23 protein-coding genes and 1 pseudogene are annotated in these 24906 nt (G+C 60.0%); 15 read left to right on the top strand and 9 right to left on the bottom strand.

Annotation, left to right across the window (positions count from 1 at the left end):
- Positions 1–72 precede the first annotated feature (72 nt).
- The 4 genes from nadC to NKH97_RS29570 form a co-directional block, all read right to left on the bottom strand.
- A complete protein-coding gene (gene nadC / locus NKH97_RS29585; protein WP_352799383.1) occupies positions 73–927 on the bottom strand; it encodes a carboxylating nicotinate-nucleotide diphosphorylase in 855 nt (284 codons plus the stop codon).
- The gene (locus NKH97_RS29580; RefSeq protein ID WP_352799393.1) at positions 927–2468 is read right to left on the bottom strand and encodes an L-aspartate oxidase; all 1542 of its coding nucleotides are present in this window, start codon (positions 2466–2468) and stop codon (positions 927–929) included. The genes nadC and NKH97_RS29580 overlap by 1 nt, the downstream gene beginning before the upstream one ends.
- Positions 2465–3439 (bottom strand): quinolinate synthase NadA, encoded by a 975-nt coding sequence (gene nadA, locus NKH97_RS29575; protein ID WP_352799381.1) that lies wholly within the window; start codon positions 3437–3439, stop codon positions 2465–2467. The genes NKH97_RS29580 and nadA overlap by 4 nt, the downstream gene beginning before the upstream one ends.
- Positions 3440–3505: 66 nt before the next feature.
- Positions 3506–4474 (bottom strand): NUDIX hydrolase, encoded by a 969-nt coding sequence (locus tag NKH97_RS29570; protein WP_023735838.1) that lies wholly within the window; start codon positions 4472–4474, stop codon positions 3506–3508.
- Positions 4475–4644: 170 nt separating this feature from the next.
- Between NKH97_RS29570 and panB the strand changes: the two genes are divergently transcribed.
- The 7 genes and pseudogenes from panB (at position 4645) to NKH97_RS29535 (ending at position 9934) form a co-directional block, all read left to right on the top strand.
- Positions 4645–5505 (top strand): 3-methyl-2-oxobutanoate hydroxymethyltransferase, encoded by an 861-nt coding sequence (gene panB, locus NKH97_RS29565; RefSeq protein ID WP_352799379.1) that lies wholly within the window; start codon positions 4645–4647, stop codon positions 5503–5505.
- The gene (gene panC, locus NKH97_RS29560; protein WP_352799376.1) at positions 5502–6365 is read left to right on the top strand and encodes a pantoate--beta-alanine ligase; all 864 of its coding nucleotides are present in this window, start codon (positions 5502–5504) and stop codon (positions 6363–6365) included. Before panB ends, panC begins: the two co-directional genes overlap by 4 nt.
- A 92-nt stretch (positions 6366–6457) precedes the next feature.
- Positions 6458–7183 carry a LuxR family transcriptional regulator gene (locus NKH97_RS29555; protein ID WP_023735835.1) on the top strand — a complete coding sequence of 242 codons (726 nt, stop codon included), beginning with the start codon at positions 6458–6460 and terminating at the stop codon, positions 7181–7183.
- A gap of 93 nt (positions 7184–7276) precedes the next feature.
- Positions 7277–7909, top strand: a complete 633-nt coding sequence (locus NKH97_RS29550) for an acyl-homoserine-lactone synthase (protein ID WP_352799374.1) — start codon at positions 7277–7279, stop codon at positions 7907–7909.
- Between the two features lie 22 nt (positions 7910–7931).
- A complete protein-coding gene (locus tag NKH97_RS29545) occupies positions 7932–8306 on the top strand; it encodes a transcriptional regulator domain-containing protein (protein ID WP_352799372.1) in 375 nt (124 codons plus the stop codon).
- Positions 8307–8373: 67 nt separating this feature from the next.
- Positions 8374–8775 (top strand): DUF2285 domain-containing protein, encoded by a 402-nt coding sequence (locus NKH97_RS29540; RefSeq protein ID WP_245264243.1) that lies wholly within the window; start codon positions 8374–8376, stop codon positions 8773–8775.
- 165 nt (positions 8776–8940) lie between these two features.
- Positions 8941–9934: pseudogene (locus NKH97_RS29535) on the top strand (hypothetical protein).
- Between the two features lie 490 nt (positions 9935–10424).
- On the opposite strand, the gene NKH97_RS29530 reads toward NKH97_RS29535, so the two are convergent.
- From NKH97_RS29530 to NKH97_RS29520, 3 genes are all read right to left on the bottom strand, one after another.
- The gene (locus NKH97_RS29530; protein ID WP_352723291.1) at positions 10425–11204 is read right to left on the bottom strand and encodes a Crp/Fnr family transcriptional regulator; all 780 of its coding nucleotides are present in this window, start codon (positions 11202–11204) and stop codon (positions 10425–10427) included.
- A gap of 955 nt (positions 11205–12159) precedes the next feature.
- Positions 12160–12618 (bottom strand): hypothetical protein, encoded by a 459-nt coding sequence (locus NKH97_RS29525; RefSeq protein ID WP_352799369.1) that lies wholly within the window; start codon positions 12616–12618, stop codon positions 12160–12162.
- A gap of 35 nt (positions 12619–12653) precedes the next feature.
- Positions 12654–13058, bottom strand: a complete 405-nt coding sequence (locus tag NKH97_RS29520; protein ID WP_352799367.1) for a hypothetical protein — start codon at positions 13056–13058, stop codon at positions 12654–12656.
- Between the two features lie 391 nt (positions 13059–13449).
- On the opposite strand from NKH97_RS29520, the gene NKH97_RS29515 reads away from it, so the two are divergent.
- From NKH97_RS29515 to NKH97_RS29505, 3 genes are all read left to right on the top strand, one after another.
- On the top strand, positions 13450–13626 hold the full coding sequence (locus NKH97_RS29515; RefSeq protein ID WP_352799365.1) for a class I SAM-dependent methyltransferase: 177 nt from the start codon (positions 13450–13452) through the stop codon (positions 13624–13626).
- 421 nt (positions 13627–14047) lie between these two features.
- A complete protein-coding gene (glmS, locus tag NKH97_RS29510; RefSeq protein ID WP_352799363.1) occupies positions 14048–15868 on the top strand; it encodes a glutamine--fructose-6-phosphate transaminase (isomerizing) in 1821 nt (606 codons plus the stop codon).
- 502 nt (positions 15869–16370) lie between these two features.
- Entirely contained in the window at positions 16371–16643 is a 273-nt protein-coding gene (locus NKH97_RS29505) for a helix-turn-helix domain-containing protein (protein ID WP_023762805.1), read from the top strand.
- A 928-nt stretch (positions 16644–17571) separates the two neighbouring features.
- Here the strand turns inward: NKH97_RS29505 and NKH97_RS29500 are convergent.
- Positions 17572–17961 carry a hypothetical protein gene (locus NKH97_RS29500; protein WP_023735820.1) on the bottom strand — a complete coding sequence of 130 codons (390 nt, stop codon included), beginning with the start codon at positions 17959–17961 and terminating at the stop codon, positions 17572–17574.
- 403 nt (positions 17962–18364) lie between these two features.
- Between NKH97_RS29500 and queC the strand changes: the two genes are divergently transcribed.
- Genes queC through queE form a run of 3 tightly spaced genes read left to right on the top strand, consistent with a single transcriptional unit; the run spans position 18365 to position 20150 of the window.
- The gene (gene queC / locus NKH97_RS29495; RefSeq protein ID WP_352799360.1) at positions 18365–19063 is read left to right on the top strand and encodes a 7-cyano-7-deazaguanine synthase QueC; all 699 of its coding nucleotides are present in this window, start codon (positions 18365–18367) and stop codon (positions 19061–19063) included.
- The gene (queD, locus tag NKH97_RS29490; protein ID WP_023735818.1) at positions 19063–19419 is read left to right on the top strand and encodes a 6-carboxytetrahydropterin synthase QueD; all 357 of its coding nucleotides are present in this window, start codon (positions 19063–19065) and stop codon (positions 19417–19419) included. The genes queC and queD overlap by 1 nt, the downstream gene beginning before the upstream one ends.
- Positions 19416–20150: a 7-carboxy-7-deazaguanine synthase QueE gene (gene queE, locus NKH97_RS29485; RefSeq protein ID WP_023735817.1), complete on the top strand. Its 735-nt coding sequence runs from the start codon at positions 19416–19418 to the stop codon at positions 20148–20150. Before queD ends, queE begins: the two co-directional genes overlap by 4 nt.
- Positions 20151–20485: 335 nt before the next feature.
- On the opposite strand, the gene hemN is transcribed toward queE, so the two are convergent.
- Entirely contained in the window at positions 20486–21835 is a 1350-nt protein-coding gene (gene hemN, locus NKH97_RS29480; RefSeq protein WP_352799358.1) for an oxygen-independent coproporphyrinogen III oxidase, read from the bottom strand.
- 154 nt (positions 21836–21989) lie between these two features.
- Between hemN and NKH97_RS29475 the strand changes: the two genes are divergently transcribed.
- Together NKH97_RS29475 and ccoN are read left to right on the top strand one after the other, a co-directional pair.
- Positions 21990–22736, top strand: a complete 747-nt coding sequence (locus NKH97_RS29475) for a Crp/Fnr family transcriptional regulator (RefSeq protein WP_023735815.1) — start codon at positions 21990–21992, stop codon at positions 22734–22736.
- A gap of 550 nt (positions 22737–23286) precedes the next feature.
- On the top strand, positions 23287–24897 hold the full coding sequence (gene ccoN / locus NKH97_RS29470) for a cytochrome-c oxidase, cbb3-type subunit I (RefSeq protein ID WP_352441140.1): 1611 nt from the start codon (positions 23287–23289) through the stop codon (positions 24895–24897).
- Positions 24898–24906 lie beyond the last annotated feature (9 nt).

Raw genomic sequence — 24906 nt, 5'->3', positions numbered from 1 at the left:
GTCTTGCGGGGTCTTTGCTATCTGACTGTTGACGATCGGAGAGGACAGTTGACCCAATCCTGACTCAGACAATCATGAGCCCCGATGGTCGAGGCCGATATCCAGGATCGGCGCGCTGTGGACGAGTCGGCCGACCGAAATCAGATCAACGCCGGTCGCGGCAACCGCCCGCGCTGTATGGGACGTGATCCCGCCAGAAGCCTCGGTGATAGCGCGGCCACCGACCATTGCGACGGCGCGGCGAAGATCGGGGAGGGACATGTTGTCGAGCAGAACCGCATCGGGAGCGAAGCCAAGTACCTCCTCCAACTGGGCCAGAGTATCGACCTCGACTTCGATCTTGACGAGATGACCGGCCGCTCTTCGTGCTCGCTCGAGCGCTGGGCGGACGCCGCCTGCGATGGCGATGTGGTTGTCCTTGATCAAAATTGCATCGTCCAGACCGAAGCGGTGATTGGACCCGCCACCTGCGCGCACGGCATACTTTTCGACTGCCCGCAATCCGGGCGTCGTCTTGCGGGTGCAGACGATCTTCGCGCCATACCCACGAACCGCAGCGACGATCGATGCCGTTGCCGTGGCGATGCCGCTCAGATGGCACAAAAAATTGAGTGCCGTCCTTTCGGCTGTGAGAATGGCCCGGGCCGGGCCAACCACTGATGCAATGATCTCTCCATCCACGACATTGCAGCCGTCTGCGCGCTCCACCGAGATTTCGACAGCAGGATCAATCAAGCCGAAAGCGAGCATCGCCAGATCGAGGCCGGCGACAACTCCGGACTGTCGCGCCACCAACACGGTTCCCGCTTGGTATTCCTTCGGGACGATGGCATCCGTGGTCAAGTCGCCGGCTCTGCCAAGGTCTTCAAGAAGCGATGCCCGTACAAGCGGCTCAAGCATGACCGTGGGAAGCGGTGAGAGCCTCATCACTTTGCCCCTTCCAAGTTTGGCGAGTGTCCGAGTTCGCGCGCAGCGCCCAAGGCGGCTTCGAGCGTGATTTCGGACCGTCGGGCGGCAGTCGCATGATGAGGAAAATCTGTCCGGTAATGAGCGCCGCGGCTTTCTTCGCGCAACAAGGCGGCAACCGCGATCATTAGCCCGACAGCCGCCGGATCCGAGACCGCATCCTTGCTTTCGGCGAGCGGCAATAAGGCACGTGTGGCTGCTTTCAAACCTTCACCATCCCGGACGATGCCGAGTGCGCGCGACAGGAAAACACGCACGGGTATCGGAGCGGGCGGTGGGTAAACGTTGGCAAACGCAGGCCTTGTTCTGCGCGCAGGCGCCCCGGCGACACTTTCAGCGACCCAGCGGGCGCACACGATGGCTTCTGTCAAGGAATTGCTGGCGAGCCTGTTGGCGCCATGCAGTCCTGTCGAAGCGACTTCACCGCAGGCCCACAGCCCCTTGACGGAGGTTCTGCCGGAGCTGTCCACGGCAACGCCACCCATGTGGTAGTGTTGGGCCGGCCGAATGGGGATGAGATCGCGGGCGGGATTGATGCCCGCTCCACGACAGGCTGATGCGATTGTCGGGAAATGTCGAGCGAATGCCGGGCCAGGCCGTTGTCGGGCGTCGAGAAAAACACGGTGGCCGTCCGCAAGATGGTTCCACACGGCCCGGGCCAAGACATCGCGAGGCGCAAGTTCCGCCCCTGGCACGCTCTGGAGAAAAGCCTGGCCGGTTTCATCGATCAGGGCAGCACCTTCGCCTCGGACAGCCTCGCTGACCAGCGCCATAGGGCGTTCCGGGCCGTCAAGCGCGGTCGGGTGGAACTGGATGAATTCGAGGTCGGCTAGGACAGCTCCAGCGCGGGCCGCAAGTGCAAGGCCTTGTCCGCAACTTCCCCAAGGGTTCGTGGTGTCGAGAAACAGTCCCCCGATGCCACCGGTGGCGAGGACGACCCGCCGTGAGCCGAAGAAGAAAGGTCCGATCGAACAGCTCGCCCAGACGCCCCGGATCGCATTCTCTCGCACGGCCAGCCGGCGCGCTTCCACGCCCTCCACGACAACTATCGACGGAGTGGAACGCACAGCCGCGATCAGGGCACGCATGATCTCACGCCCGGTGCCGTCCCCATGCGCATGAACGATGCGACGTCGGCTGTGTGCGGCCTCCAATCCGAGGCACAGTGATCCTTTCGGCGTGCGGTCAAAGGGAACCCCAAAGGCCGCAAGCCCCTCTATGGCCTTGGGCGCGGCTTGGAGGATGCGGCTCGCCACGTCTCTGTCGCAGAGACCATCCCCGGCAGCAAGCGTATCGGCCAGGTGCATTGCCGGATCGTCGTCTTCGCCGAAACTTGCAGCCAGACCGCCCTGTGCCCAGGTGCTCGAATTGTCAGCTCCCAGCAGCGACCTTGACAGAAGAAGCACCGGCTCCGGCGACAGTTGAAGCGCGGTCATCAGTCCGGCGATGCCGCCGCCGATGATGATGGGACGCCCGAAGAAGCTGCGGAGGTCGGCGCTCAAACTGCCAGCATCCGTTCGACCGCAAGCCGCGCGCGCCCGGCGATCCCGGGTTCGATGGTTACGACATGTTGGTTCTGCTCGAGCGCCGTGCGGATGTTGGCAAGCGTGATCCGCTTCATGTGCGGGCACAAATTGCAGGGCCGGATGAACTCGACCTCTGGGTGCGCTAACGCGACGTTGTCGCTCATCGAGCATTCCGTCATCAGCACGACACGTGGCGGCCTTTGCCTTTCGACATAGTCGGACATGGCAGCCGTCGAGCCGGAAAAATCTGCTTCAGCCACGACGTCGGGCGGGCATTCGGGATGGGCGAGCACGACCACGCCGGGATGGCTTTCGCGCAACTCGCGGATGTCGGCCGGTGTAAAGCGCTCATGCACCTCGCAATGCCCTTTCCAGGCGATGATCTGTACATCGGTCTGGGCGGCGATATTCTGGGCCAGATATTCGTCCGGCAGCATGATCACCCGGAGAACCCCAAGGGATTCGACGACCGCCTTGGCGTTGCCGGATGTACAGCAGATATCCGACTCGGCTTTCACTTCGGCCGACGTGTTTACATAAGTAATGATCGGAACGCCGGGATAACGCTGGCGCATCAAGCGCACGTCTTCTGCCGTGATTGATTCCGCCAACGAGCAACCGGCGCTGAGATCCGGAATGAGCACGGTCTTGTCCGGATTGAGGAGCTTGGCCGTTTCGGCCATGAAATGGACGCCGGCCAGCACGATGACTTGCGCCTCGATCGTCGCAGCCGTGCGGGCTAATGCCAAGCTGTCGCCGACGATGTCGGCCACGCAATGGAAAATCTCGGGCGTCTGATAGTTGTGCGCCAGGATGATGGCGTTGCGCTCGCGCTTCAGTGCAAGGATCGCCTCGATATCGTCGACGAAAGCCGGCCATTCGATCGGCGGGATCACTCGCCGGACGCGCTCGTAGAGCAACGCGGCCGCAGGCAGCATGGCGCTCATCAACCCTCCCCCCTTATACTCTAATTGAAAATAACCAGCATATACTTGCTGTGAGTATAAGGGATGTCAACCCCGCGCCAGCGGCAATTTTGTCCCGGCGATGAGCCTATCGTCGAGAACGGCGTGGCGGAAACGGAAAAGCTTCGCTGGCCGGCCGCCGGTCTCAGTGGTGGCCTCTCCGGTCTCCTCGACCAGTTCCTGCTGTTCGATCAGTCGGCGAAAGTTCGGCTTGTGGATGAGCCTGCCGGCGAGCGCCTCCACGGTTCGCTGCAGCTGCAAAAGCGTGAAGACCGTCGGCATCAGCTCAAAGACGACCGGCCGGTATTTGATCTTGGAGCGCAGCCGCGCAATGCCGGTCGCCACGATGCGGCGATGATCGGCGACCATGGACTTGCTGGGCACCAGCGGAGGGGGCGCCCCGTCCCGCCCTCTTACGGCCTCTTGGACCAAGCCTGCTTCGTAAACTAACTCATAGCGTTGCAGCGTGAGTTCCTCGTTCCAAAGGCGGTCGTCGAAGCCAAAGGCTATCGTCGCCCGCTGCCAGCGTTCACGTCGCGTGGCCGCATCGCGGACGCCGTTTGCCCATTCAATCAGGCGTGGTCGCAGAACATCCAGCACGACCGGAGGCGTGCCGGAGCGATGGTCCTCCCATGGAAAATATTCATACCAACTCTGCCATCCGCACTTGGGCGGGCCCGCTGCCTGTTCCTTGCGGGTCAATGCAAGATAGCTGATGGAGATGACGCGCTGCTGGCGCTCGGCGCCGATGCGATCCCGATCAGCGAACGTGTAGAGTTGCTCAATGTACCCCAGCCGATGGCCGGTCTGCTGCTCGACCCACCCCCTCAAGCCGGATTGCAGCGATCGGTGCTCAAGCGCAAAGGGACCGGAGGGCAAGGTGTCCGCCTGGCCGATGGTGAGCACACAGGGTTCACTGTCGTTTACGGCGACCACAAAGGCGATCAGGTCCACTTTGACGTCGTCGGCATTCACGGCGGCTCTGTCTTTCCTGAGTCGTATTGCCTGATCGTCCATGTTCGCGAATTGGTCTGCCAGCTCGGGGGGCACCTTAATCGATTTAGTGTAAGCGCGCCTGTCGGCACGTCAACACCCCCACAGCTGCACGGCCATTTTTTAGCTCTTCGCACCTGCACAAAAATGTGCGAAAGGCGACACCCGCGGCAACGTAGGGGAAGGAGGATCCATTGAGCGCGTTTGGTGATACCAAGGCGATCACACCGCCGGATATTCGTTCGCGCAAAGGTGGGACGCCGCTCGTCTGCCTTACCGCCTATACCACCCCAGTCGCGCGGCTTGTCGATCCCCATTGTGATGTGGTGCTCGTCGGCGACAGCGTCGGCATGGTTCTCCACGGTCTGCCCTCGACGCTCGGTGTCACGCTGGAGATGATGATCACGCATGGCCAGGCGGTTCGCCGTGGCATCAAGCAGGCGCTGATGGTCGTCGACCTGCCGTTCGGTTCCTACGAGGAAAGCCCAGAGCAGGCTTTCCGAAATGCTGCGCGCGTCATGTCGGAGACCGGCTGCACTGCCGTCAAGCTCGAAGGCGGCGAAACGATGGCAGAGACGATCGGCTTCCTCGCCGCACGCGGCGTGCCGGTCATGGCTCATGTCGGCTTGACGCCGCAGGCCATCAACACCATCGGTGGCTACCGCGTGCAGGGCAGGGGCGGGGATGCCGAGCGCATCAGGCGCGACGCACTTGCCGTGAGCGAAGCGGGCGCCTTTGCGGTCGTCCTGGAGAAGGTTCCTGAGGCGCTCGCCCGCCGGATCACGGGGGAGGTGGCGGCCCCGACCATTGGCATCGGTGCCTCAGCAGCCTGTGACGGCCAGATTCTCGTCGTCGACGACATGCTGGGCCTCTTCGGCGACTTCCGACCCAAATTCGTCAAGCGCTATGCTGAACTGGGGGAGGCGGCTGCGGCTGCGATCGCTTCCTATGCGCACGAGGTGAAGGAGCGCCAGTTTCCGGCCGCCGAGCACGTGTTTGCCGATGCGCCCAAGCCCGCCGACACGGACGCCACCAAATGCGGAGAAGCAGCGTGAGCGTGCCGATCGTCAGGAGCGCTGACCAGCTTCGCGAAACCGTCGCCGCATGGCGCCGCGAGGGCGTGAGGATTGCCGTGGTGCCAACGATGGGCGTCCTGCATGAGGGCCATCTCAGCCTGGTGCGCGCTGCACTCGAGAAGGCAGACCGTGTGATCGTGACGCTCTTCGTCAACCCGAAGCAATTCAATAGCCAGGCCGATCTTGCCGCGTATCCGCGCACCGAGGACGAGGATGCCGCCAAGCTGGCACCGGTTGGCGCGCACCTGCTTTATGCGCCAGATGCAGAGGAGATGTATCCGGCGGGCTTCGCCACCACCGTTTCGGTGTCCGGTGTCAGCGAGGGCCTGTGCGGTGCCTTCCGGCCGGGACATTTCGATGGCGTGGCGACCGTCGTCGCCAAGCTCTTCCTGCAAACCAGCGCTGACTTCGGCTTCTTTGGCGAAAAGGACTTTCAGCAAATTCACCTGGTCAGGCGCATGGCCCGGGATTTGGATATTCCAATCACCATTGTTGCCTGTCCGACAGTCCGTGAAGCCGACGGTCTTGCGCTATCATCGCGCAATGTGCGGCTCTCGCCAGCGCAACGCGCTGTTGCTCCCAAGCTATCATCGGTCCTGCTCAAGACGGCTGAGCGGCTTGGGCGCGGCTCACCCGTCCTGCCAACGCTTGCAGAATCTCGCGCAGCAATTCTGGCTGCAGGCTATCGCGAGGTCGAATACCTGGAACTTCGCGAGGAGGCAGATCTGCACCCGATAACAAGCCTTGATCGACCGGCACGGTTGCTTGCCGCGGCCTGGCTCGGCGGCACACGCCTCATAGACAACGTCAGACTATTTCGGATTGGTTCAATAGATTAGCCACGTTCTCGGCACGCGCTGTATCCGTCCGGGATCGTTTAAAACAAGGTCTCTGCCTGGCATTGAGCGAACGGAGGTTACGCACAGGGCAAATGCATCGCGTGTTTGAGAACTTCGTCGAGCAACTGTCTGCAAGTGTTGATGCTGCCGATCTCTGTGAGGCAATGGCCTCCGCTGCAGCCGGCTTCGACTTCCCGCTATTCGCCTATTTCACTTACCCGTCGGCCTCCGGCGACGCCCCCCAATTGATTTCAAACTATCCTTCATCCTGGACATCACGTTATCTGCAACAGCGGTACCACAGTCTTGATCCGGTCATCCTGCGCGGGCTGCAAGGCTGGGATACATTCGATTGGGGTGTGGACCGCGCTCGACACTGTCTGCCGAATTCGCAGCAACAAATTCTGGAGAGTGCGGCTGAGTTTGGCATCTGCGGCGGCCTGACGATGTCCATGCATGATCATCTCGGCCGGTTTGCTGCCCTGACCTTTGCTTCCGACGAGTCCCGTCCGCTTCTGTTGCGGTCACTGGCACGTTACGAAAAAGCATTGCAGCTGGTGGCCATCAACTTTCATATCCATGTCCGGCGCAGGCTCGCCGATGATCGCGTGGTGGATGGTGTAACGCTCACCCCGCGGGAGTTCGAGTGCCTGAAATGGGCGGCGCGCGGCAAGTCGGCTTGGGATATCAGCCAGCTTCTCGGCGTCTCAAAGCGCACCGTGACTTTTCACTTGGAAAACGCCAAGGCAAAGTTTGGCGTTCGAACGATCAACCAGGCCGTTGCACGCATGGCTGCCTCCGGCCAGACGAGATCCTGATTCTTCAGCCACGATACCTGTAAACCTCTACAGGCTGCATCGCTGTCAGCTTTGCCTTTCGATGGCGGGAACACATCCCACATGGAGGCGACCATGATGCAACTGATAACACCAGACTTTTACAACGAGTTTGCAGGCGAACTCAAAGAGATGCACGGGCTCAGGTTTCGGGTGTTCAAGGAAAGGCTCGATTGGGAAGTTGATACCGAAGACCAGATGGAATCCGATTCGTTTGATGCTCTGAAGCCCGTCTATCTGCTCCTCAAAGGATCCGACTGGCGAATTCGCGGTTGCGTGCGTCTTCTGCCCAGCACCGGACCCACAATGTTGCGCGACACGTTCCCGGTGCTGCTGGGTGCTGACGTCGTGCCCTCGACCACCGACATATGGGAGAGCAGTCGTTTCGCGCTCGATCTTCCTCCGTCGGCGCCCAAGGCTGCGGGCGGGCTGGCCCTGGCGACCTACGAGCTCTTCGCGGGCATGATCGAGTTCGGCTTGGCCAAGGATCTGACCCGGATAGTAACGGTGACGGATACGCGCATGGAGCGGATCCTCCGCCTGGCTACGTGGCCATTGTCGCGCATCGGAGAACCCAAATGCGTCGGCAAAACGGAGGCGGTGGCTGGGTTTCTCGAGATTTCCCACGCGAGCCTTTTGCGCATCCGCAGCAGGGGACGTCTGATTGGACCGGTACTGTGGCAACCGGTTCTAGGCCCGTCGGCATAGCGCCATAGTGGACACCTGAGCCATGAAGGATGCTGGTCTGTCCAAGGAAGCGACGGTCGGCCTTGTATGCTGGCCGGACTGGCGTCGCCACGACGCTTACCACTATGCTAGACGATTGCCACGCACTGGCTGGGCCTGGGAGTTTCTTCGGCGCAATCCACAATTCCAGCGCGACCACGCCAAAATGGCACCGTACGCCTGCATTGTCGGACCCCAAGGCGACATGCAGATAATCGAGTTGACGACAGGATCAGCTCTCCTAAGACAATGGAGCCTTCTTTTTCGCCGACGCGCCACTTTCGGACGCTACATCGGCAAGGGTCTTTTGGGATCCGCGCGATTGCGCCTGTATTCTACGAGCGGCCGCGGAGCCGCTTGGGCTCGACCACGATTTTGAACCGCTTCACCTTTCTTCGCTCTCATGCTGCAAGGACATCCTGCTGACAGCTGCGGGCGTGCAGCACGTGCTGCTGAGGGAGAACTGCCGGAGTCTGCAGATCGCCGTTTCCGGTGCGTCCGTCCTCCGCCCGTTGCGGCTATATGTTGACGCGATCGTTCAGCCGCAGCACCTCAAGTTCCATGTCGCTGCCCTTCAGTTCTTGAACCACGTCAATGGTTGCGCCCGCCTGTCAGCTGCTTGCTTTCCGCCGGAACACCGCGGAGCGCGTCTGCGTATCGTACTCCAGGCTTTGGATGGCTCGCTTGCCGGAGCATCTCATCAGGAGGTCGCCATTGCCTTGTTCGGGACACGCCGCGTCGAAGAAGATTGGCGTCATCCAGGTGGCCATCTTCGCGATCAGGTACGTCGCGCCATCCAACGTGGCCGCTACCTGATGGGCGGCGGCTACAGACAGTTCCTGAGGTAATTGGGGTGGTTGCGATTGTCTTATTCGAACGCGCAACCTCCATTTCTGAGTGCAATTGTGCGTTGCACAAAACGTGGCAAGCGCCTAGTTCTTCCGCGGCGAATCGCGGCGAAGCACTGGGACCCAACCTTCGTCGATGAGTGCATTCATGCCTTGAGGATCCCGATGACCGTTATGAACCCCGACAAAGCCGGCGCGGCAAGCCTTGAGACTATCGCGCGAAACGGCAGCATGCTGCGTCGCATAGCCGTACGCATTCCGACCTACCTGTCGAATATTCGCGAGAACCCGGCGTGGCTGCCCATGTTCATGTTGGCGCGCACCATGCCGGCACGGAGAATGCACTGGCGTGGTGCAAAGCCGGTCCGAAGGTCGCAAAGAGCCCAGGACACGATGTTTGCCGGTATCAATTGCCAGGACGTTGTCGACGCGCTGCGGATGGATGGGCTTTTTCCCGGCCTCGTCCTGCCAACAATGGTGGCTGAAGATGTAGCCGCATTCGCCAGGTGCACACCTTGTTTCGGCAATTTCGATCGCCGACTCGAATTCATGCCGGCGGAGCATGCGGAGGCTGAGGCGCGGTTTGGCCGTCCGTTGCTCAGCGGTCATTATTTCGAGCGCATTCTGGGATTTCGAGCGCATTCTGGGCTGTAACTCGGCCGTTGCCATCCAAAACGATCCGCTGCTCATGGATATTGCCGCGCACTATCTCGGCGGCCAGGCGACGCTGATCACAACGCGCGTCTGGTGGAGCTTCCCGACCGGCCAGGCGTCGGACGCCGACAAGAACCTGGCTTCGCTCGGCAAATACCACTTCGATCTGGACGACTGGCGGATGCTGAAGTTCTTTTTCTATCTCGTGCCCGTCGACGAGGGCACCGGCCCGCATGTCTATGTCCGCGGCAGCCATGATCGCCGCGCCCTCAAGCACCAACTTACGCTTGTCGTCGGCCATCCCGCGCAAGAGATTCTGGACGTGTACAGCAAGCAGAGCCCGGTCACGCTGACCGGCGAGGCCGGTTTCGGTTTCGTCGAGGATCCGTTCGGGTTCCATATGGGCACCGTGCCGGCGCACAGGCCACGGCTGATGATGGAAGTTGGCTTCGGGGTTTCTCCTCCATCACGCCGCCGCTTCCATGGCGAGCCTGTGATCCGCTGATTTCGAAAAGTCCCGAAACAGCCTTCCCGGACCACAAGTCTTGTGAGGCAAGATAAGGGTATGCCGCCAATCGATCTGTTCGGCGCCCAAAGCGGTTGTCCGCACATGCCTTGAACTGGGCTGGTGCAATGAGTCTCGCCATTGCTCCAACCAGCGCATGAATGCCTGCTTAATCGAGGTTAGATGGCAGTGCGCCCCAAGATCCTCCTCGATATCGCCTCAGATGCTCTTCGAAAACCTCCTCTACGGACCGAGTCATCTCGGGTCCCCTTTGCAGTGGCCGGAAGGTGGTGCACAGCCGTATCGTGCTTCGGAATCCTGAATGGATGCGAGGGGCGGTTTTCCTCGGGCGGCGCATGCAACGGTGCCGGCATGACAGCTTCGTCTTGGATCTGATGCTCGGCAACGTCGGCGGTGAAGGCTCTGTTTAGGCGGCTTACCCGGACATGGCCTCAATGCAGGAGATCGGCCATCTCCCTGTTCGAGCACATCATTGGCGATCAGGCGCCTGCGGCCAAGGCAGTTGGCTGATTAGCCGAGCGTATTCGGCTTCAGCCCTGCCATACGACCCGTCAGCCAGCGCAATCAGACGCGTGCGATCAAGGATAACGACCTCTCCTCGCATCGATCGTATCAGACCTTGTCCCTCTAATATTTGCAGCGCTATGGTGACGCCGGGCCGCCTGACACCGAGCATGACTGATAAGAACTCGTGCGTAATCGCCAAGCGGTTTCCGTCCACGCGATCATCACACATCACCAGCCATCTTGAGAGCCTATCGACGATGTTCATCCGGGCATTGCTGAGCGCAGTGAAGCTTGCCTGGAGGTGAAAGTAGTGAACGTAGCGGAGCAGAAAAGTTCGCAGGGTTGGGCTTGTCAAAAGCGCCTTGGTGAAGAGGCCCGCGTCGATAACAAAGGCGCGGGCTTCTAATTGCACGTAACAATCGTGCGTTGATCGGTCATCGCCCATGATAAGCGCTGAGCCGGTCATGCCCTCACAACCAATGATTCCGATCTCAGCTTCAATACCAGGCCGCAGTTCGCCCACCACTGACCCGAGACCGCTCTCGAAGAAGTACACGGTTCTGATTGGTGACCCCGCCACTTCGAGATGCGTCTTCAGTCCAAGGGAGACGCTTTCCAAGTGAGGTTGCAGCAATGCCAAATCTGCCGAGCACATTCGAAGCAGCAGCGAATTGCGATAGATGGAATTTTGGCGGGTGTCGCGTTGCGCGGCAGTGTGAGTTTGTGAACTGGAGTCTGTCATAGCTCCCTCTCCCTATTGGGGCGGAAGCATGTTGATCGCTCACAGCCGACGGACGCCCTTAGAGTTGCCGTCGATGGCACACTGTATGCCTGCGAACCCCGGATGTTCCATTTTTTTAATTAACTGCGTTGATCGGCGCGAGCCAAGGTTTGGCGCGCCCGCGCTAACACGGCATTCAGATACTCCAGGAATTCGTCATTGCTTTTCGTTGACAAGCCGACTGGTCGAGCGCGAGTCACAATGCGCTCCTGGAGTGAAACCGCTGCCTCATAGTGGTCCACGACCAGCTGATATGAAGCGCCTACCGGGGCGGATTCAAAGGGCTGTGCCATCATCCCAAACGTAGTTCCACAATGATGAGAGTCCATCCCGGCCGCCGCTTCGGTAACAATCCTACAATATGCTCGAGACTGGCCGCGCTCTTTGTTATCCTTCCAGAAATCCAGCAGCCTTGCGTGTCGCAGCTTCGCTTAGCCCAAGGGTCTTGACCCGGCCGACCAGTCGAGCTTCAGCCACTCGGCCTTGTCTTCCTTACGTCACTTCGGAACCGGTCCGCCGACCTTGCCCTGCACACGATCCCAGGGCGTTTGCCGCTTGTCGGCCTTGAAGGCTACCATCGCCCGCCCATGATCACCTGCGCAGCTTTGCCGCGTTCGTGTTGCACTCCAATGATGTCCATCTGCTTTTGCCCGAAGCATTTGATTTTGCCCCGGTGCGCACTCCGGCTCGACGACGGCTGTCGAAATCAGACTGCTGTGGATGCACTACCATTGACCGGTACTAGGATTCTCGACCTCGCCGATAAGCTCGTCTGTACAGCAAGCGACCTTCCTTCCTGCATATCCCAATATCAAAAGTCAAACCCGTCCGCAGATGCATATGCCTGGCAGCATGTGTCGGTCTTTGGCCACGCATCTGCGACACCGAAATCAAGTAGCCCGCCATGGCGCGACCCTCAATCTTCCACTTCACGGAGCCTGCCCTGCCATTCAAGGTCAGTCAGCACTTCGGCCTCCACAGTCATATTTTCCGCGAATTCACTGGCATGTTCGGCGAGAAGCTTTCTCGCCGCGACGACCGCTGAACGCTTTCCTTCGCACTTCTCGTGGAACCTGGCTACGCTCTGGCCTACGTGGTCGCCGTTCCATTTTATTACGCCCACTATGGCATACCAGACGCCTTTCCCGGTCCTGCGACGTCGCAGAATTTCGAGTCGCTGATCTGCCACCTGGGCGATGGCTTGGTAGAGAAGTTCGTGCTCCGGGCGGTCGGCACCTCTCGAACGAGCCTCATGGGCAAAGCCCTTCAGGCTACGCTCCTTAAGTTCATCTACTGCGTGCGAAATCTTCCACAGATTTGCGGTAGCCTCGTCGAGTGCGAGCCGAGCATCATAGGTAAGCGGCGGTCGCTTCACCGAAACCCCCTGCGCGGATCTCATCTTGTCCGACTTCACCTTCGGCCAGATGTCTGCGGCAATCCTGTCGAGTTCGGCGCCTTGCCCACTACCCAGCGGTGCTCCTCCTCAGCCCTCTTCTTGGAGAGCTTTGGCTGAAGTGCCACCACCGTTCCCTTGTTGTCGGAATCATTGAAGGTGGCGCTCATAATGTCGCTAGTCGACCGTGTGAGGCCTTTTCGGATATCGCCCGCAGCATCGAAAACCCAATAGGCTCCTTGGGCATCTAGAATCCGATTCGGCGCGGTGCCTTCGTTCTCAACTATCACCGAGACGACCCGCTGGCGTGTGCCGGCGTATTGCGTGAGAGCGTCCTTTCCGAAGATCATTCCCTCCACAAGCCGCCGCGATAGCCGCAGAGGTTCGCTGTTCTCCGGGAATATGTAGTGACGACTGGACACCGGCTTCGCTCCTTCGATCGCGGAAACGCGATGGCACATTCATGGTAGGCGGCTGTCTAAAGATTGCAGTATCAAAACTCATTGGCAGCATTTGATCAACTATCGCTCACGCTGCCGGATACGAGCAGCTGTCGCACTTCGCCGGAGAACAAATAAGTCAACCGCGAATTGACTGTGAGAGGGTTGCCCATCACTTCGTCTCTTCCCCGGCGATGCGCTTGACGCAGATCGGGCCGCCCTTCGCCATCGGGGTACATTGCCATTCCGGACCGAAGCCGAAGTTCGTGTTCTTGCCAAGGCCAGGAACGAGCACTGACAAACCGGACCGCAGCGAAGATGGCGCTGGTTGCAACCGGGCTGAAGCCGGGCATGGAGGTGGTCGACCGCCGGCGTGACCAATTGCAAATTCGTCGCCGGCGACGCCTATGAACTCGCTACTCTGGTGTCACGCCCCGCCGACCTCGTCTTCATGGCCAACGCTTTCCATGGCGTCCCGGACCGACCGCGGCTGGCACGTGCCGTGCGCGAGGCGCTCGCCCCCGGCGGGCATTATGCCATCGTCAACTGACACCGGCGCCGCGCGAGACGACGACGGTCCTGGGCGAGCCGCGCGGCCCGCGAAGCGAACTCAGGCGGTCGCCGAAACAGACCATCGCCGATCCCGAAGTCGGCGGCACAATGCTTCTACATGCCGGACTGCCTGACTAGGGCTCGCAGGCCGGTCGTCCGTCCACTGTCCAAGGCCTGCTGGCCTTTCTGAGGCCGTGATCCTGCCGCGGGTGAGTCTGCGATTCTCATAAGAGCGTCAGGCGCGAATAGAACTTTAGGCCCCCACAGCAGCCGACCTATCCATGGGGTGGATGGTAGTGATCACTACAATCAATTGTACCAATATCATGGAATACTACTACAAGGCCGCCACTTAAAGCGGCCGGATGGGTATCCGTCTCGCGTGGGCTGATGCTGCTCGCAAAAATGCGGAGACGAACATGTGCGGGATTGTTGGCATCGTTGGGCAACAGCCGGTGTCGGATCGGTTGATCGGCGCGTTGAAGGGTTTGGAATATCGCGGCTATGATTCCGCCGGCGTTGCGACGATCATCGACGGTGCCTTGCACCGCCGGCGCGCCGAGGGCAAGCTTGTCAATCTTGAGAGGCGACTGAAGGAAGAGCCGCTGAGCGGCAAAGTCGGCATCGGCCACACGCGTTGGGCAACCCACGGGGCCTCGACGGAACGCAATGCGCACCCGCACTTTACCGACGGTGTCGCCGTCGTCCATAACGGCATCATCGAGAATTTCACCGAGCTGAAGGACGAATTGGCGGCGGATGGCGCCGAGTTCCAGACCGACACCGACACCGAGGTCGTTGGGCATCTCTTGGCAAGATACCGCCGCGAGGGCATGAGGCCGCAAGAGGCCACGCGTGCCATGCTGAAACGCGTCAGGGGCGCCTATGCGCTTGCCATCCTCTTCGAAGATGAACCGTCGACCATCACGGCGGCGCGCAACGGACCACCGCTGGCGATCGGTCACGGCGACGGCGAGATGTTCCTGGGCTCCGACGCGATCGCTCTTGCGCCCTTCACCAATGAAATTACCTATCTCATGGACGGCGACTGGGCCATTGTCGGCAATTCGGGCGCCCATATCTTCGATATCGACGGCCATCCCGTCGAGCGTCCGCGCCATATCTCCACGGCCGCGGCCGATCTGGCCAACAAGGGCAGCCATCGCCATTTCATGGAGAAGGAAATATACGAGCAGCCCGAGGTCGTCGCCCATGCTCTTCGTCGTTACATCAACATCATAGAGGGCCGCGACATGGTTCCTGGCATCGATTTCGCCAAGGTTCCGAGCTTGGCGATCTCTGCCTGCGGGACCGCCTATCTCGCCGGACTGATCGGAAAATACTGGTTCGAGCGCTATGCGCGCCTGACAGTTGAAATCGACGTTGCGTCTGAATTCCGTTACCGCGAGATCCCTTTGCCGCCGCAGTCCGCGGCTCTTTTCATTTCGCAGTCCGGCGAAACCGCCGATACGCTTGCATCGTTGAGGTACTGCAAGGAGCGTGGGCTGAAAATTGGCGCTATCGTCAATGCCTGCGAATCGACCATCGCTCGGGAGGCCGATACGGTCTTCCCGATCCTTGCCGGACCGGAGATCGGCGTCGCCTCTACCAAGGCTTTTACCTGCCAGCTTGCCGTTCTAGCCGCACTCGCCATCAGCGCCGCCAGAGCCCGCGGGACCGTCCCCGAAGGCGAGCTGCAGGCGCTCGTCAGGAGCCTCGCCGAATTGCCGCGCGTCATGGGCCAGGTACTCAACAGCATCCAGCCGGAGATCGAGTTCTTGTCGCGCGAACTGTCAAAGTATCGTGACGTCCTGTATCTCGGCCGTGGCACCAGTTTCCCGCTAGCGATGGAAGGAGCGCTGAAGCTCAAGGAGATTTCCTACATCCATGCCGAAGGCTATGCAGCGGGTGAATTGAAGCACGGGCCAATCGCATTGATAGACGAGAACATGCCGGTGATCGTCATCGCGCCCCATGACCGCTTTTTCGACAAGACCGTCTCCAACATGCAGGAAGTGGCTGCCCGTGGAGGGCGGATTATCCTCATCACCGATAAAAATGGGGCAGCCGCATCGAAACTCGACACCATGCACACGCTCGTGCTGCCGGTAGTCGACGAGATTATCGCGCCAATGATCTTCTCGCTGCCGATACAGCTTCTTGCCTACCACACGGCGCTCTTCATGGGGACAGATGTAGACCAGCCGCGCAATCTCGCAAAATCGGTCACGGTCGAATGATTGTGAACCTGTACAGATGGCGAAGCTCTCGATGGAAAGCTACCCTTTGTCTGGATCCGGATGAAAACCAGATGACCAGTGTTTGCTGGAATTTGGAATCCCTTTTTTCGGCCGGTCGATCGGGGCACAGGGCGATCGAGCTTCCTAGAGCCGACGTCAGCACGCAGCCGGGGGCTTTCAAGAGTGGGTCTTTCGCTCCCCCGCCGGTGGAGATTGGCCGAAGGAAGCAGTGTCCGTACCGGGAGTTCGAGTTGGTGTTCAGAGTTCCAGGGCCCCCTCCTGAGATGGCCTGATCGGCTGTAGCGCATCCGACCTGCGATCCTTCGCGAATAATTCTCGCCGTTGGCTTTCTTGATTAGAAGGAGGTGAGCCGCCATATTCCGACCCAGCTCCTAATTCAGGCGGCCCATTCCATGGATGAAGCCGGTCCGGCTGAATGGACGTCCATTTTTTGATTTGCTTGGTCTGCGCCGCCGGGGGGGTATCTCCCGAGGGAGCTCCCATGTTCTTGGAGATGTTTATGAACGATTCGCGCATTCCCGAACCAGTCTTGACGGCTATGTCGCAGGGGACCCACATCGTCCGCGCTTATCGTGAGCACCTTGGGTATTCGATCGAGGATCTGACGGTCGCGAGCGGGCTTGCCGCTGAGGAAATTCAAAACATCGAGCGAGGTCTGAGGTACAACAAGGGATATCGGGATCGGATAGCGAGATCGCTTTCCATACCTGTGGGAATCCTTGAGGCAGAGTCGCACATTTCGGACGCCGCCTGATCAGTCGGATGATCCGCAATGGGTGGACTACCGCTCTTGTGATGTGAAGCTTGCGGCTGATTGTAGACGCTGATTCCGTTGGGATGCCTCTGGCGCAGTACCGCCAAGAGAATCTCGTCAACTTTCCGATGCAGGAACCCTTCACATGGGCTCGCGAACAACAAGGCGATGTAGCCGCCCGGAGTGCTACGAAACGTGCACGAGGGCATCGGCTCGCGACGAAGGATTGTAACGGCGAACTCTTGGTAGTTCGGCGAGGCGATGCTGGCGCTTGAGCATCAACTCGGCCTACGAGAGTGGCTACTCCTAGGCTGAATCGGCCAACATGGCCGGCATCGCGCCGCTCTGAAAATAACATGGCGGGCATCCTGACGTTTCCGGGTTGACTATGGGTGTTCGAACCACGAAAAGGGGCCGCTCTTCGTGAGTGGCGTGCGCCGGCAGTCTAACCCCAAGCCCCCCCGCCCAGGCTGCCGGCGCGCTTCTAGAAAGATCGAGGTAGGCACTCGCTGCGCTCTGCCCGCCGACACCTTGTGCTTCCTCCAGCGAGTCCAGCGGACCACCATGGGTGTTGCCAGTTCTGGTGCTTACCCACGTCCATTTGCGATCTCGGGTCATTGAGAGTACCGCAAGCACCCTCTCTGCTGGATGGCAACGCGGCTCGCGCCGCCCGTATGCAGCGCAAGCTCCATGCACGAGGTCGTCCCTTCAAAATACTTGATGCAGTTGCGCTTGCGTAGCTCCTTGCATGCGCTCGATGCCAGGAGGAGACCTCTGTCTAAACGCTCGCATCGATGCAACGCCGTTGATCACCATCATCGCGGCGACCGCTTCGCGGGGGGCCGCAGCCGTTTTGGAGCATGACGATCATGCCGGCGCCATCGCAGTGACGCACATGCAAAATTCACAGATGCATTCTCGCCCAATGCTAGGTGCCCAGCATATGTCCGGCATCCCGCAACGCGGCTACGAAGAGACGGGCATTGCCGTTGGCATCCATCTTGGCCTGCATCGACAGGGGCATCCTGTGCCAGCTCTCCAAGGACGCAATGTAATGTGAGAACATACCGTTAACGATGCAATAGTGGGTAACTAGGCCGTGTACATCCAACGCCAGCACGCCGAATTGGCCGCCGTGATATCGGATGGCAGCGACCCGCTGGACCTGCGCGTCACCGTCGATCCGCACGTCGAAAAGCAGGATGCCGCGGCTCCTGGTGGCTATCTCGGCGGCTTTTTCAGCGAAGCTCAACGAGAGCGAGCGGACGCTTTCGACTGCCATCTGTAAAACCATCAAGTTCAGTTCATCCACTGACATAAGGTACCTGTGCGCAAGACATGGGTGATTGCAATCGACCACACCGCTTGTTCACAGATGTCGGCTCATCACCGGTTATTCAGGGTTTGCCGGTCATCTTTGCGGCAAGCCATCCGGGCTCCTTGTACCCTGCAACCGTTGCAGTGGCGTCCCTCGGCGCTCGGAACCGCCAGGCTCTGCTCGTCGAGAACTTTGTCCGCGAGCAGCGTTCGCTTGAGCATTCCGCTGAAGCGTGACGTCTCACCAGTCCGTGTCCTTCCAGCTCACCGCGAGGGCGTTTTGCGCACCGCACGCAAGCGCACGAAACTGGTCTCCGTTCACTTCACAAAATGGTTTTCCTGAAGTACTGGAGCGCAGAGAAATCTCCGGTCGCAGCCTACCCGGTTAAAACAAGGACCCAACGATGAAGACTCTCGTCGTCTGCTCCGGCGGATTGGATTCCGTTACTCTTGCTCACAAGGTGGCAGCGGAGCACCAGCTTACCGGCCTGCTATCGTTCGATTACGGCCAACGGCATAGGAAGGAATTGGGCTTCGCCACCCTTTGCGCGGAGCGCCTGGGCGTCCCGCAGCGAATCATCGACATCCACGAGATCGGCGGCGGCCTTTCCGGCTCCGCGCTGACCGACAATGTGGACGTGCCCGATGGGCACTATGCCGAAGATACGATGAAGGTAACGGTGGTGCCCAACCGGAACGCCATCATGTTGGCCATTGCCTTCGGCCTCGCCGCAGCGCAAGACGCTGACGCGGTGGCGACGGCCGTGCATGGTGGGGATCATATTGTCTATCCCGATTGCCGTCCGGCCTTCATCGATGCTTTCCAGATGATGCAGGGCCACGCGCTCGACGGCTACGCGCAGATTCGCCTTTATGCACCCTATGTGAACCTGACGAAGGCGGACATTGTTAGGGATGGAGCCACATACGGCACGCCGTTTGCGCAGACCTGGTCCTGTTACAAGGGCGCCGAGCGTCATTGCGGGAGGTGCGGGACCTGCGTCGAGCGGCGTGAGGCGTTTCACATCGCTGGGCACCCGGACCCAACCGAGTACGAGGACTCCGACTTCTGGCTCGGAGCGCTGCGAAGGACCACCGCGTAATGTTCCGCATCACCAAGGAATTCCACTTCTCAGCCTCGCATCAGCTCACCTCATTGCCACCCGATCACCAATGCGCGCGCCTGCACGGACATAACTACATCGTCGAAGTGGAGCTTTCAGCGAATGGACTGGACGATCACGGCTTCGTGCGCGACTACCACGATTTGGCGCCATTCAAACGCTACATCGACGAGAGCTTCGACCACCGACATCTCAACGACGTGCTGGGACACGAGCAAGTCACGGCGGAATATCTGGCCAGACATTTCTACGACTGGTGCAAGGCACGCCTGAGCGAAACCGCGGCCGTGCGGGTGAGCGAAACGCCGAAAACCTGGGCGGAATACCGGCCATGACCAATACGCATCCCGCAATCCGCGTTAGCGAGATTTTCGGGCCGACGATCCAGGGCGAGGGCGTGCTCATAGGTTTGCCGACGATCTTCGTCAGAACCGGCGGGTGTGACTTTCGCTGTTCCTGGTGCGACAGCCTGCATGCTGTGGACAATCAATTCCGCCATGAATGGGAGATGATGTCCGTCGGCGCGGTGTGGAAAAATGTGCTTGCGCTTTCCGGTGGCCGCCCGCTTATGGTGTCACTGTCAGGCGGCAATCCGGCCATCCAGCCGCTCGGCGCGCTCATCGACCGAGGCCATGGTGACGGTTACCGTTTTGCGCTGGAAACCCAAGGTTCGCTTGCCAGGGACTGGTTTGCGCACCTTGACGTGCTGATCCTCAGCCCAAAGCCGCCGTCAAGCCAAATGACGACAGATTGGGCCGCTGTCGAGGCGTGCCTCCAGGCGGCACAAGGCAAGCCCCAAATCGTGCTCAAGCTCATTGTTTTCGACGAAAGGGACTACGCCTACGCGAAAGACGCCGCTGCGCAATTTCCGCAACTTCCGATCTATCTGCAACCCGGCAATCACACGCCGCCACACCCGGCAAATGATGACGCGCCCGTCGACCTTGACGGAATATTGAAGCGCATGGAGTGGCTGGTTGACAGCGTGACCCGCGACAAATGGTTCGAAGCCCGCGTGCTACCGCAGCTGCACGTTATGCTCTGGGGTAACAAGAGAGCCGTCTAGGCCAAGCCCTTTCCACCGGAACTGCACCGGCATATTCGGGTGAACGGGTGGTTCAACGTTGACCGCGCTGCCGGGGTGCTTGCGGACTTCTGCCACCGGCCCAAGTGTTGTCAGCCGCTTGCACGGCACCTTGCATTCTCCTTGCAAGGTCGAAGGGAGCTGTCGCCGACAACCATGATCTCACAGGCAGGGCATGAGCGGGCGATATCGTCGCCATGCCAAGACGCGTCTGGTCCGCTTCGAACCGTCTCGGCCGACGGTCGCCGGTCAACAGTGGAAAACGATCGCAATCGGTTCACGATCGAGTGAGAGCCATGACCGTTCCTCTGCGGCGCTCAGACTGCCGCCGAGTGCCTGGCCGTTCCAGTTTCGAAATATTTGTCGAACCTGGCCGCGATGCTTCGGACGAAAGGGCGACTTTCAGCCGGCACAACGAATCTGTCGCCATCAAGTTCAAGCAATCGAACCGGATCGTGGAGGGCCATGGAACTTGACTGAAGGAGGAGCCTCTGGCCGGCCTCGCCGAAGCGTTCCACCAGATCGATGGCCGAGAAGGCGAAGTCGCACATCAAACGTTCGATGATCCAGCCGCGAACGCGGTCGTCGTTGGAAAATGCGATACCCCGAACAGCGGCCAGCCCGCCGTCATCAACCGTGCATCGATATTCGCTGGTCGAAGGCATGTTCTGCGCATAGCCCTGCCGAAACTGGCTGATGGACGATGGGCCTAGCCCAATCAAGGTTTCGCAGCAATCGTCGGTGTAACCCTGAAAGTTCCGGTGCAGTGTTCCGGCGCGGGCGGCAAGGGCCAGGGCATCGCCGGGTTTGGCGAAATGGTCGAGGCCGATTGCTTCGTACCCCTGGTCCACGATCGCCCGCGCCGCCAGTTGCAATTGAGCAAATCTCTCCGCGGGACCGGGCAGCCATGCCTCGTCTATCATGGTCTGATGTTTCTTGAACCACGGCACATGGGCGTAGCCAAAAAGCACTATCCTGTCGGGTTCCAAGGTCAGCGCCTGCGCGACGGTGGAGGAGACGCTCTCCCTCGTCTGGTGCGGCAAGCCGTAGAGCAGGTCTAGATTGACCGATTCGACGCCGCGCGAACGAACACCGTCGACTACCGCTTTGGTCTGCAAAAAGCTCTGCTCGCGGTTGATTGCCTTCTGAACCTTCGGATCGAAGTCCTGGACGCCGAGGCTCGCACGGGTCGTGCCGATTTCGGCAAGCGCATCGAGGCGGGCATCGTCCATATCATTGGGTTCGATTTCAACGCTGATCTTGGCGCCGGGAAGAAAGGCGAAGCTGTTGCGCAGGACGCTTCCCAGCGCCACAATATCCTCAGGTTCCAGCATCGTCGGGGAACCGCCGCCGAAATGAACCGCGCGAACTCGGCCCTTGCCGGTAACAAGGCCGCCAACCGTGGCGATCTCCGCATACAGCGAGCGCAGATAAGCGGCCACCGGCTCGTAGTGGCGGGTCTGTTTGGTATGGCACGCGCAGAACCAGCAGAGCCTGTCGCAATAGGGAATATGCAGGTAAAGCGATATCTCGTCACCACCTTCGAGCGCCTCCAACCAGCCTCGGTAAACGACGGCATCGACGCCCGCATGGAAATGGGGCGCAGTCGGATAACTGGTATAGCGCGGGACGTTCTCGCCAAATCTGGCAGCTAGCTTTTGTCGCATGTCGTGGTCCACCGTGTTTGCGTCGCCCGAACTGTGGATGCTTGGATGAGCCTAAGCCCTGATTTCGATCAACCTTCAGCACGGACAAACTGCCGCAAGGATTTTTCTACCGTGGATTGCTATCCTGCCCGCACTGGACCGGTAGAGCGATCGAATGACATTACGGCAGGATATTCACAGTTCCGGCATTCCCGTTCTTTGCCTGCCTTGCGAGGCACGGCGCCGCGGTGTCTGTGGCGCGCTCGAGCCAGACGATTTGGCTCAGCTCGCCAAGACGTCGTCGCGGCACAATATCGAGCCGGGGGTCGAACTGATCGGCGACGCCGAGGCGGTGGACTGTTATTCAAACGTGCTTTCAGGCGTGGTGAAGCTCACGAAGAGCCTTTCGGACGGCCGCCAGCAGATCGTCGGTCTCCAGTTCGCGCCGGATTTTCTGGGACGGCCCTTCAAGATGAAAAGTGCGATCAATGCGGAAGCGGCAACAGCTGTCTCGCTGTGCTCGTTTCCGAGAGCGGCCATCGAACGGATGATGAAGCAGTCACCCGAATTTGTGCATCGCCTGCTCAAGCAGGCGCTGAACGAACTTGACGAGGCCCGCGAATGGATGGTGACTCTGGGGCGCAAGACCGCACCAGAGAAGGTGGCGAGCTTTCTCCTCATGATTGCCCGGAACATCGACTCCAATGTTGACCCGGCGGCTATGTCGGCATGCTTCGAGCTGCCGATGACGCGTGCCGACATATCTGATTTCCTTGGCATCACAAACGAGACCGTGAGCCGTCAGCTGACCAGCCTGAGAATGGACGGCGTGATTCGGATCGAGAACAACCGCCGCGTCACCGTGGACAGCATGAGCCGGCTGGAACGGCGCTGCGGCGGCCGAGGCGCAATAGCCGTTTGAATGACACGGAGCTGCATGGCCCACGCCACTTACTTCATTCGGGGCAGGGCATGCTCGCGTTGGGCTCAGAAGACATCGCGTAGCGACAGCCCGTTCTCCATCCGATCGTATACGCCAGTTGCGTTTCGGCTCGTCGGCGAAGCATCCACACTTGGCCGAAGTCAATATGCCTCATACGCAGGCGAAAATCGCCGTCTCCCCAAACTATAAATGTCGCGAAGGCAGCGCAACGCTGGCGCTGGCTGTTCCAAGGCATTGAAACGATCGACGTTCGGTAAGGCATCGGCCTGCTTACCAGCGTCACAGAAGGTGCGCTTCCCCAACGCCCGCGGTCGCCTCCTACCCGGGCCCCGACTGGGGACGCCGGGCCTGTCCATAAACCGTCGGCCGGTGCTGCACTTCCACATTCGACACAGTCTGATCGCACCGAACTCGATGCTGCTCGAAGCAAAATGGTGCGGCTCTGACATGGATCAGGGCGAGCAGGCGACGGCTGCGCAATAAGGCACCGCGGTTTGGCATCCGCCGGAATTGGAAATCGGGGCTTGCGATGAAATTCGGCAAAGAAATCGTGCTTCTAAGCCTGTTCGCATTCGCGGCTTTGGTGGCCGCTGGCGCTGGGGTGGATGAACCCTTTCGCCAGCATATGTGGGTCTTGTTCTTCGCCTTGGCTGGCTTCACTGCGATCCTGTTGCGCAACACTGAGTTCAAGCCTGCCGCGCCGATCGACCCGTCCGCTTACATGGACGGGCCAATCCGCTATGGCGCCATCGCCACCATGTTCTGGGGTGTCATCGGCATGCTTGTCGGCGTGGTCATCGCGCTGCAGCTTGCCTATCCCGATCTCAACATCCAGCCCTGGTTCAACTTTGGCCGTTTGCGGCCACTGCATACGTCGGGAGTCGTCTTCGCCTTCGGCGGCAACGCGCTGCTTTGCACGTCTCTCTATGTCGTGCAACGCACCTGCCGCGCCCGGCTGTTCGGCGGCGATCTCGGCTGGTTCGTGTTCTGGGGCTACCAGCTCTTCATCGTCATGGCAGCGACTGGCTACCTGCTCGGCATCACCGAGAGCCGCGAATACGCCGAGCCCGAATGGTATGTGGACATCTGGCTGACCATTGTCTGGGTCGCCTATCTCATCCTGTTCCTCGGCACGATCCTGAAGCGCAAGGAACCCCACATCTACGTCGCTAACTGGTTCTACCTGTCCTTCATCGTCACCATCGCGATGCTGCATGTGGTCAACAACCTCTCCATGCCCGCCTCCTTCCTGGGCTCGAAGAGCTATTCGGCTTTCTCCGGGGTCCAGGACGCTCTGACGCAATGGTGGTATGGCCACAACGCCGTGGGCTTCTTTCTGACCGCCGGCTTTCTCGGCATGATGTATTATTTCGTACCCAAGCAGGCGAACCGGCCGGTCTATTCCTACCGGCTGTCGATCGTCCATTTCTGGGCAATCATCTTTCTCTACATCTGGGCTGGACCCCATCATTTGCACTACACCGCCTTGCCCGATTGGGCGCAGACGCTCGGCATGGTGTTCTCGATCATGCTGTGGATGCCGTCATGGGGCGGCATGATCAATGGCCTGATGACGCTGTCGGGCGCCTGGGACAAGCTCCGCACCGATCCGATCATCCGCATGATGGTGATGGCCATCGCCTTCTACGGCATGTCCACCTTCGAGGGCCCAATGATGTCGATCAAGACGGTCAACTCGCTGTCGCACTATACCGACTGGACCATCGGACACGTCCATTCGGGCGCACTCGGCTGGGTCGGCATGATCTCGTTCGGCGCGCTTTATTACATGGTGCCGAAGCTGTGGAACCGTGAACGGCTCTACTCGCTGCGCCTCGTTACCTGGCACTTCTGGCTGGCGACGCTTGGCATCGTTGTCTACGCGTCGGTCATGTGGGTGTCCGGCATCATGCAGGGCCTGATGTGGCGCGAATACGACGAGCAGGGCTTCCTGGTCTACTCCTTCGCCGAAACCGTGGCCGCCATGCACCCCTACTACATCATGCGCGCCATCGGCGGAGCCATGTACCTTTCCGGCGCCCTGATCATGGCGTGGAACATCGCCATGACCATCCTTGGCTACCGGCGCGAGGAGGATCCGATGCCCGGCTCCGTTCCCGCCCTCCAGCTTGCGCGATGATGAGACAGA

Source organism: Mesorhizobium sp. M0870 (genome assembly GCF_040319775.1).
Taxonomy (GTDB): domain Bacteria; phylum Pseudomonadota; class Alphaproteobacteria; order Rhizobiales; family Rhizobiaceae; genus Mesorhizobium.
Note: the sequence above shows the minus strand (reverse complement) of the source record. Positions and strands in the feature narration are given on the sequence as shown.

Bases quoted from the DNA above. Each gene is read 5' to 3' on its own strand.
- nadC (WP_352799383.1), bottom strand. From the start codon at position 927: ATGAGGCTCTCACCGCTTCCCACGGTCATGCTTGAGCCGCTTGTACGG.
- nadA (WP_352799381.1), bottom strand. From the start codon at position 3,439: ATGAGCGCCATGCTGCCTGCGGCCGCGTTGCTCTACGAGCGCGTCCGG.
- NKH97_RS29570 (WP_023735838.1), bottom strand. From the start codon at position 4,474: ATGGACGATCAGGCAATACGACTCAGGAAAGACAGAGCCGCCGTGAAT.
- NKH97_RS29555 (WP_023735835.1), top strand. From the start codon at position 6,458: ATGCATCGCGTGTTTGAGAACTTCGTCGAGCAACTGTCTGCAAGTGTT.
- NKH97_RS29550 (WP_352799374.1), top strand. From the start codon at position 7,277: ATGATGCAACTGATAACACCAGACTTTTACAACGAGTTTGCAGGCGAA.
- NKH97_RS29545 (WP_352799372.1), top strand. From the start codon at position 7,932: ATGAAGGATGCTGGTCTGTCCAAGGAAGCGACGGTCGGCCTTGTATGC.
- NKH97_RS29530 (WP_352723291.1), bottom strand. From the start codon at position 11,204: ATGACAGACTCCAGTTCACAAACTCACACTGCCGCGCAACGCGACACC.
- glmS (WP_352799363.1), top strand. From the start codon at position 14,048: ATGTGCGGGATTGTTGGCATCGTTGGGCAACAGCCGGTGTCGGATCGG.
- NKH97_RS29505 (WP_023762805.1), top strand. From the start codon at position 16,371: ATGTTCTTGGAGATGTTTATGAACGATTCGCGCATTCCCGAACCAGTC.
- NKH97_RS29500 (WP_023735820.1), bottom strand. From the start codon at position 17,961: ATGTCAGTGGATGAACTGAACTTGATGGTTTTACAGATGGCAGTCGAA.
- queC (WP_352799360.1), top strand. From the start codon at position 18,365: ATGAAGACTCTCGTCGTCTGCTCCGGCGGATTGGATTCCGTTACTCTT.
- queD (WP_023735818.1), top strand. From the start codon at position 19,063: ATGTTCCGCATCACCAAGGAATTCCACTTCTCAGCCTCGCATCAGCTC.
- queE (WP_023735817.1), top strand. From the start codon at position 19,416: ATGACCAATACGCATCCCGCAATCCGCGTTAGCGAGATTTTCGGGCCG.
- hemN (WP_352799358.1), bottom strand. From the start codon at position 21,835: ATGCGACAAAAGCTAGCTGCCAGATTTGGCGAGAACGTCCCGCGCTAT.
- NKH97_RS29475 (WP_023735815.1), top strand. From the start codon at position 21,990: ATGACATTACGGCAGGATATTCACAGTTCCGGCATTCCCGTTCTTTGC.
- ccoN (WP_352441140.1), top strand. From the start codon at position 23,287: ATGAAATTCGGCAAAGAAATCGTGCTTCTAAGCCTGTTCGCATTCGCG.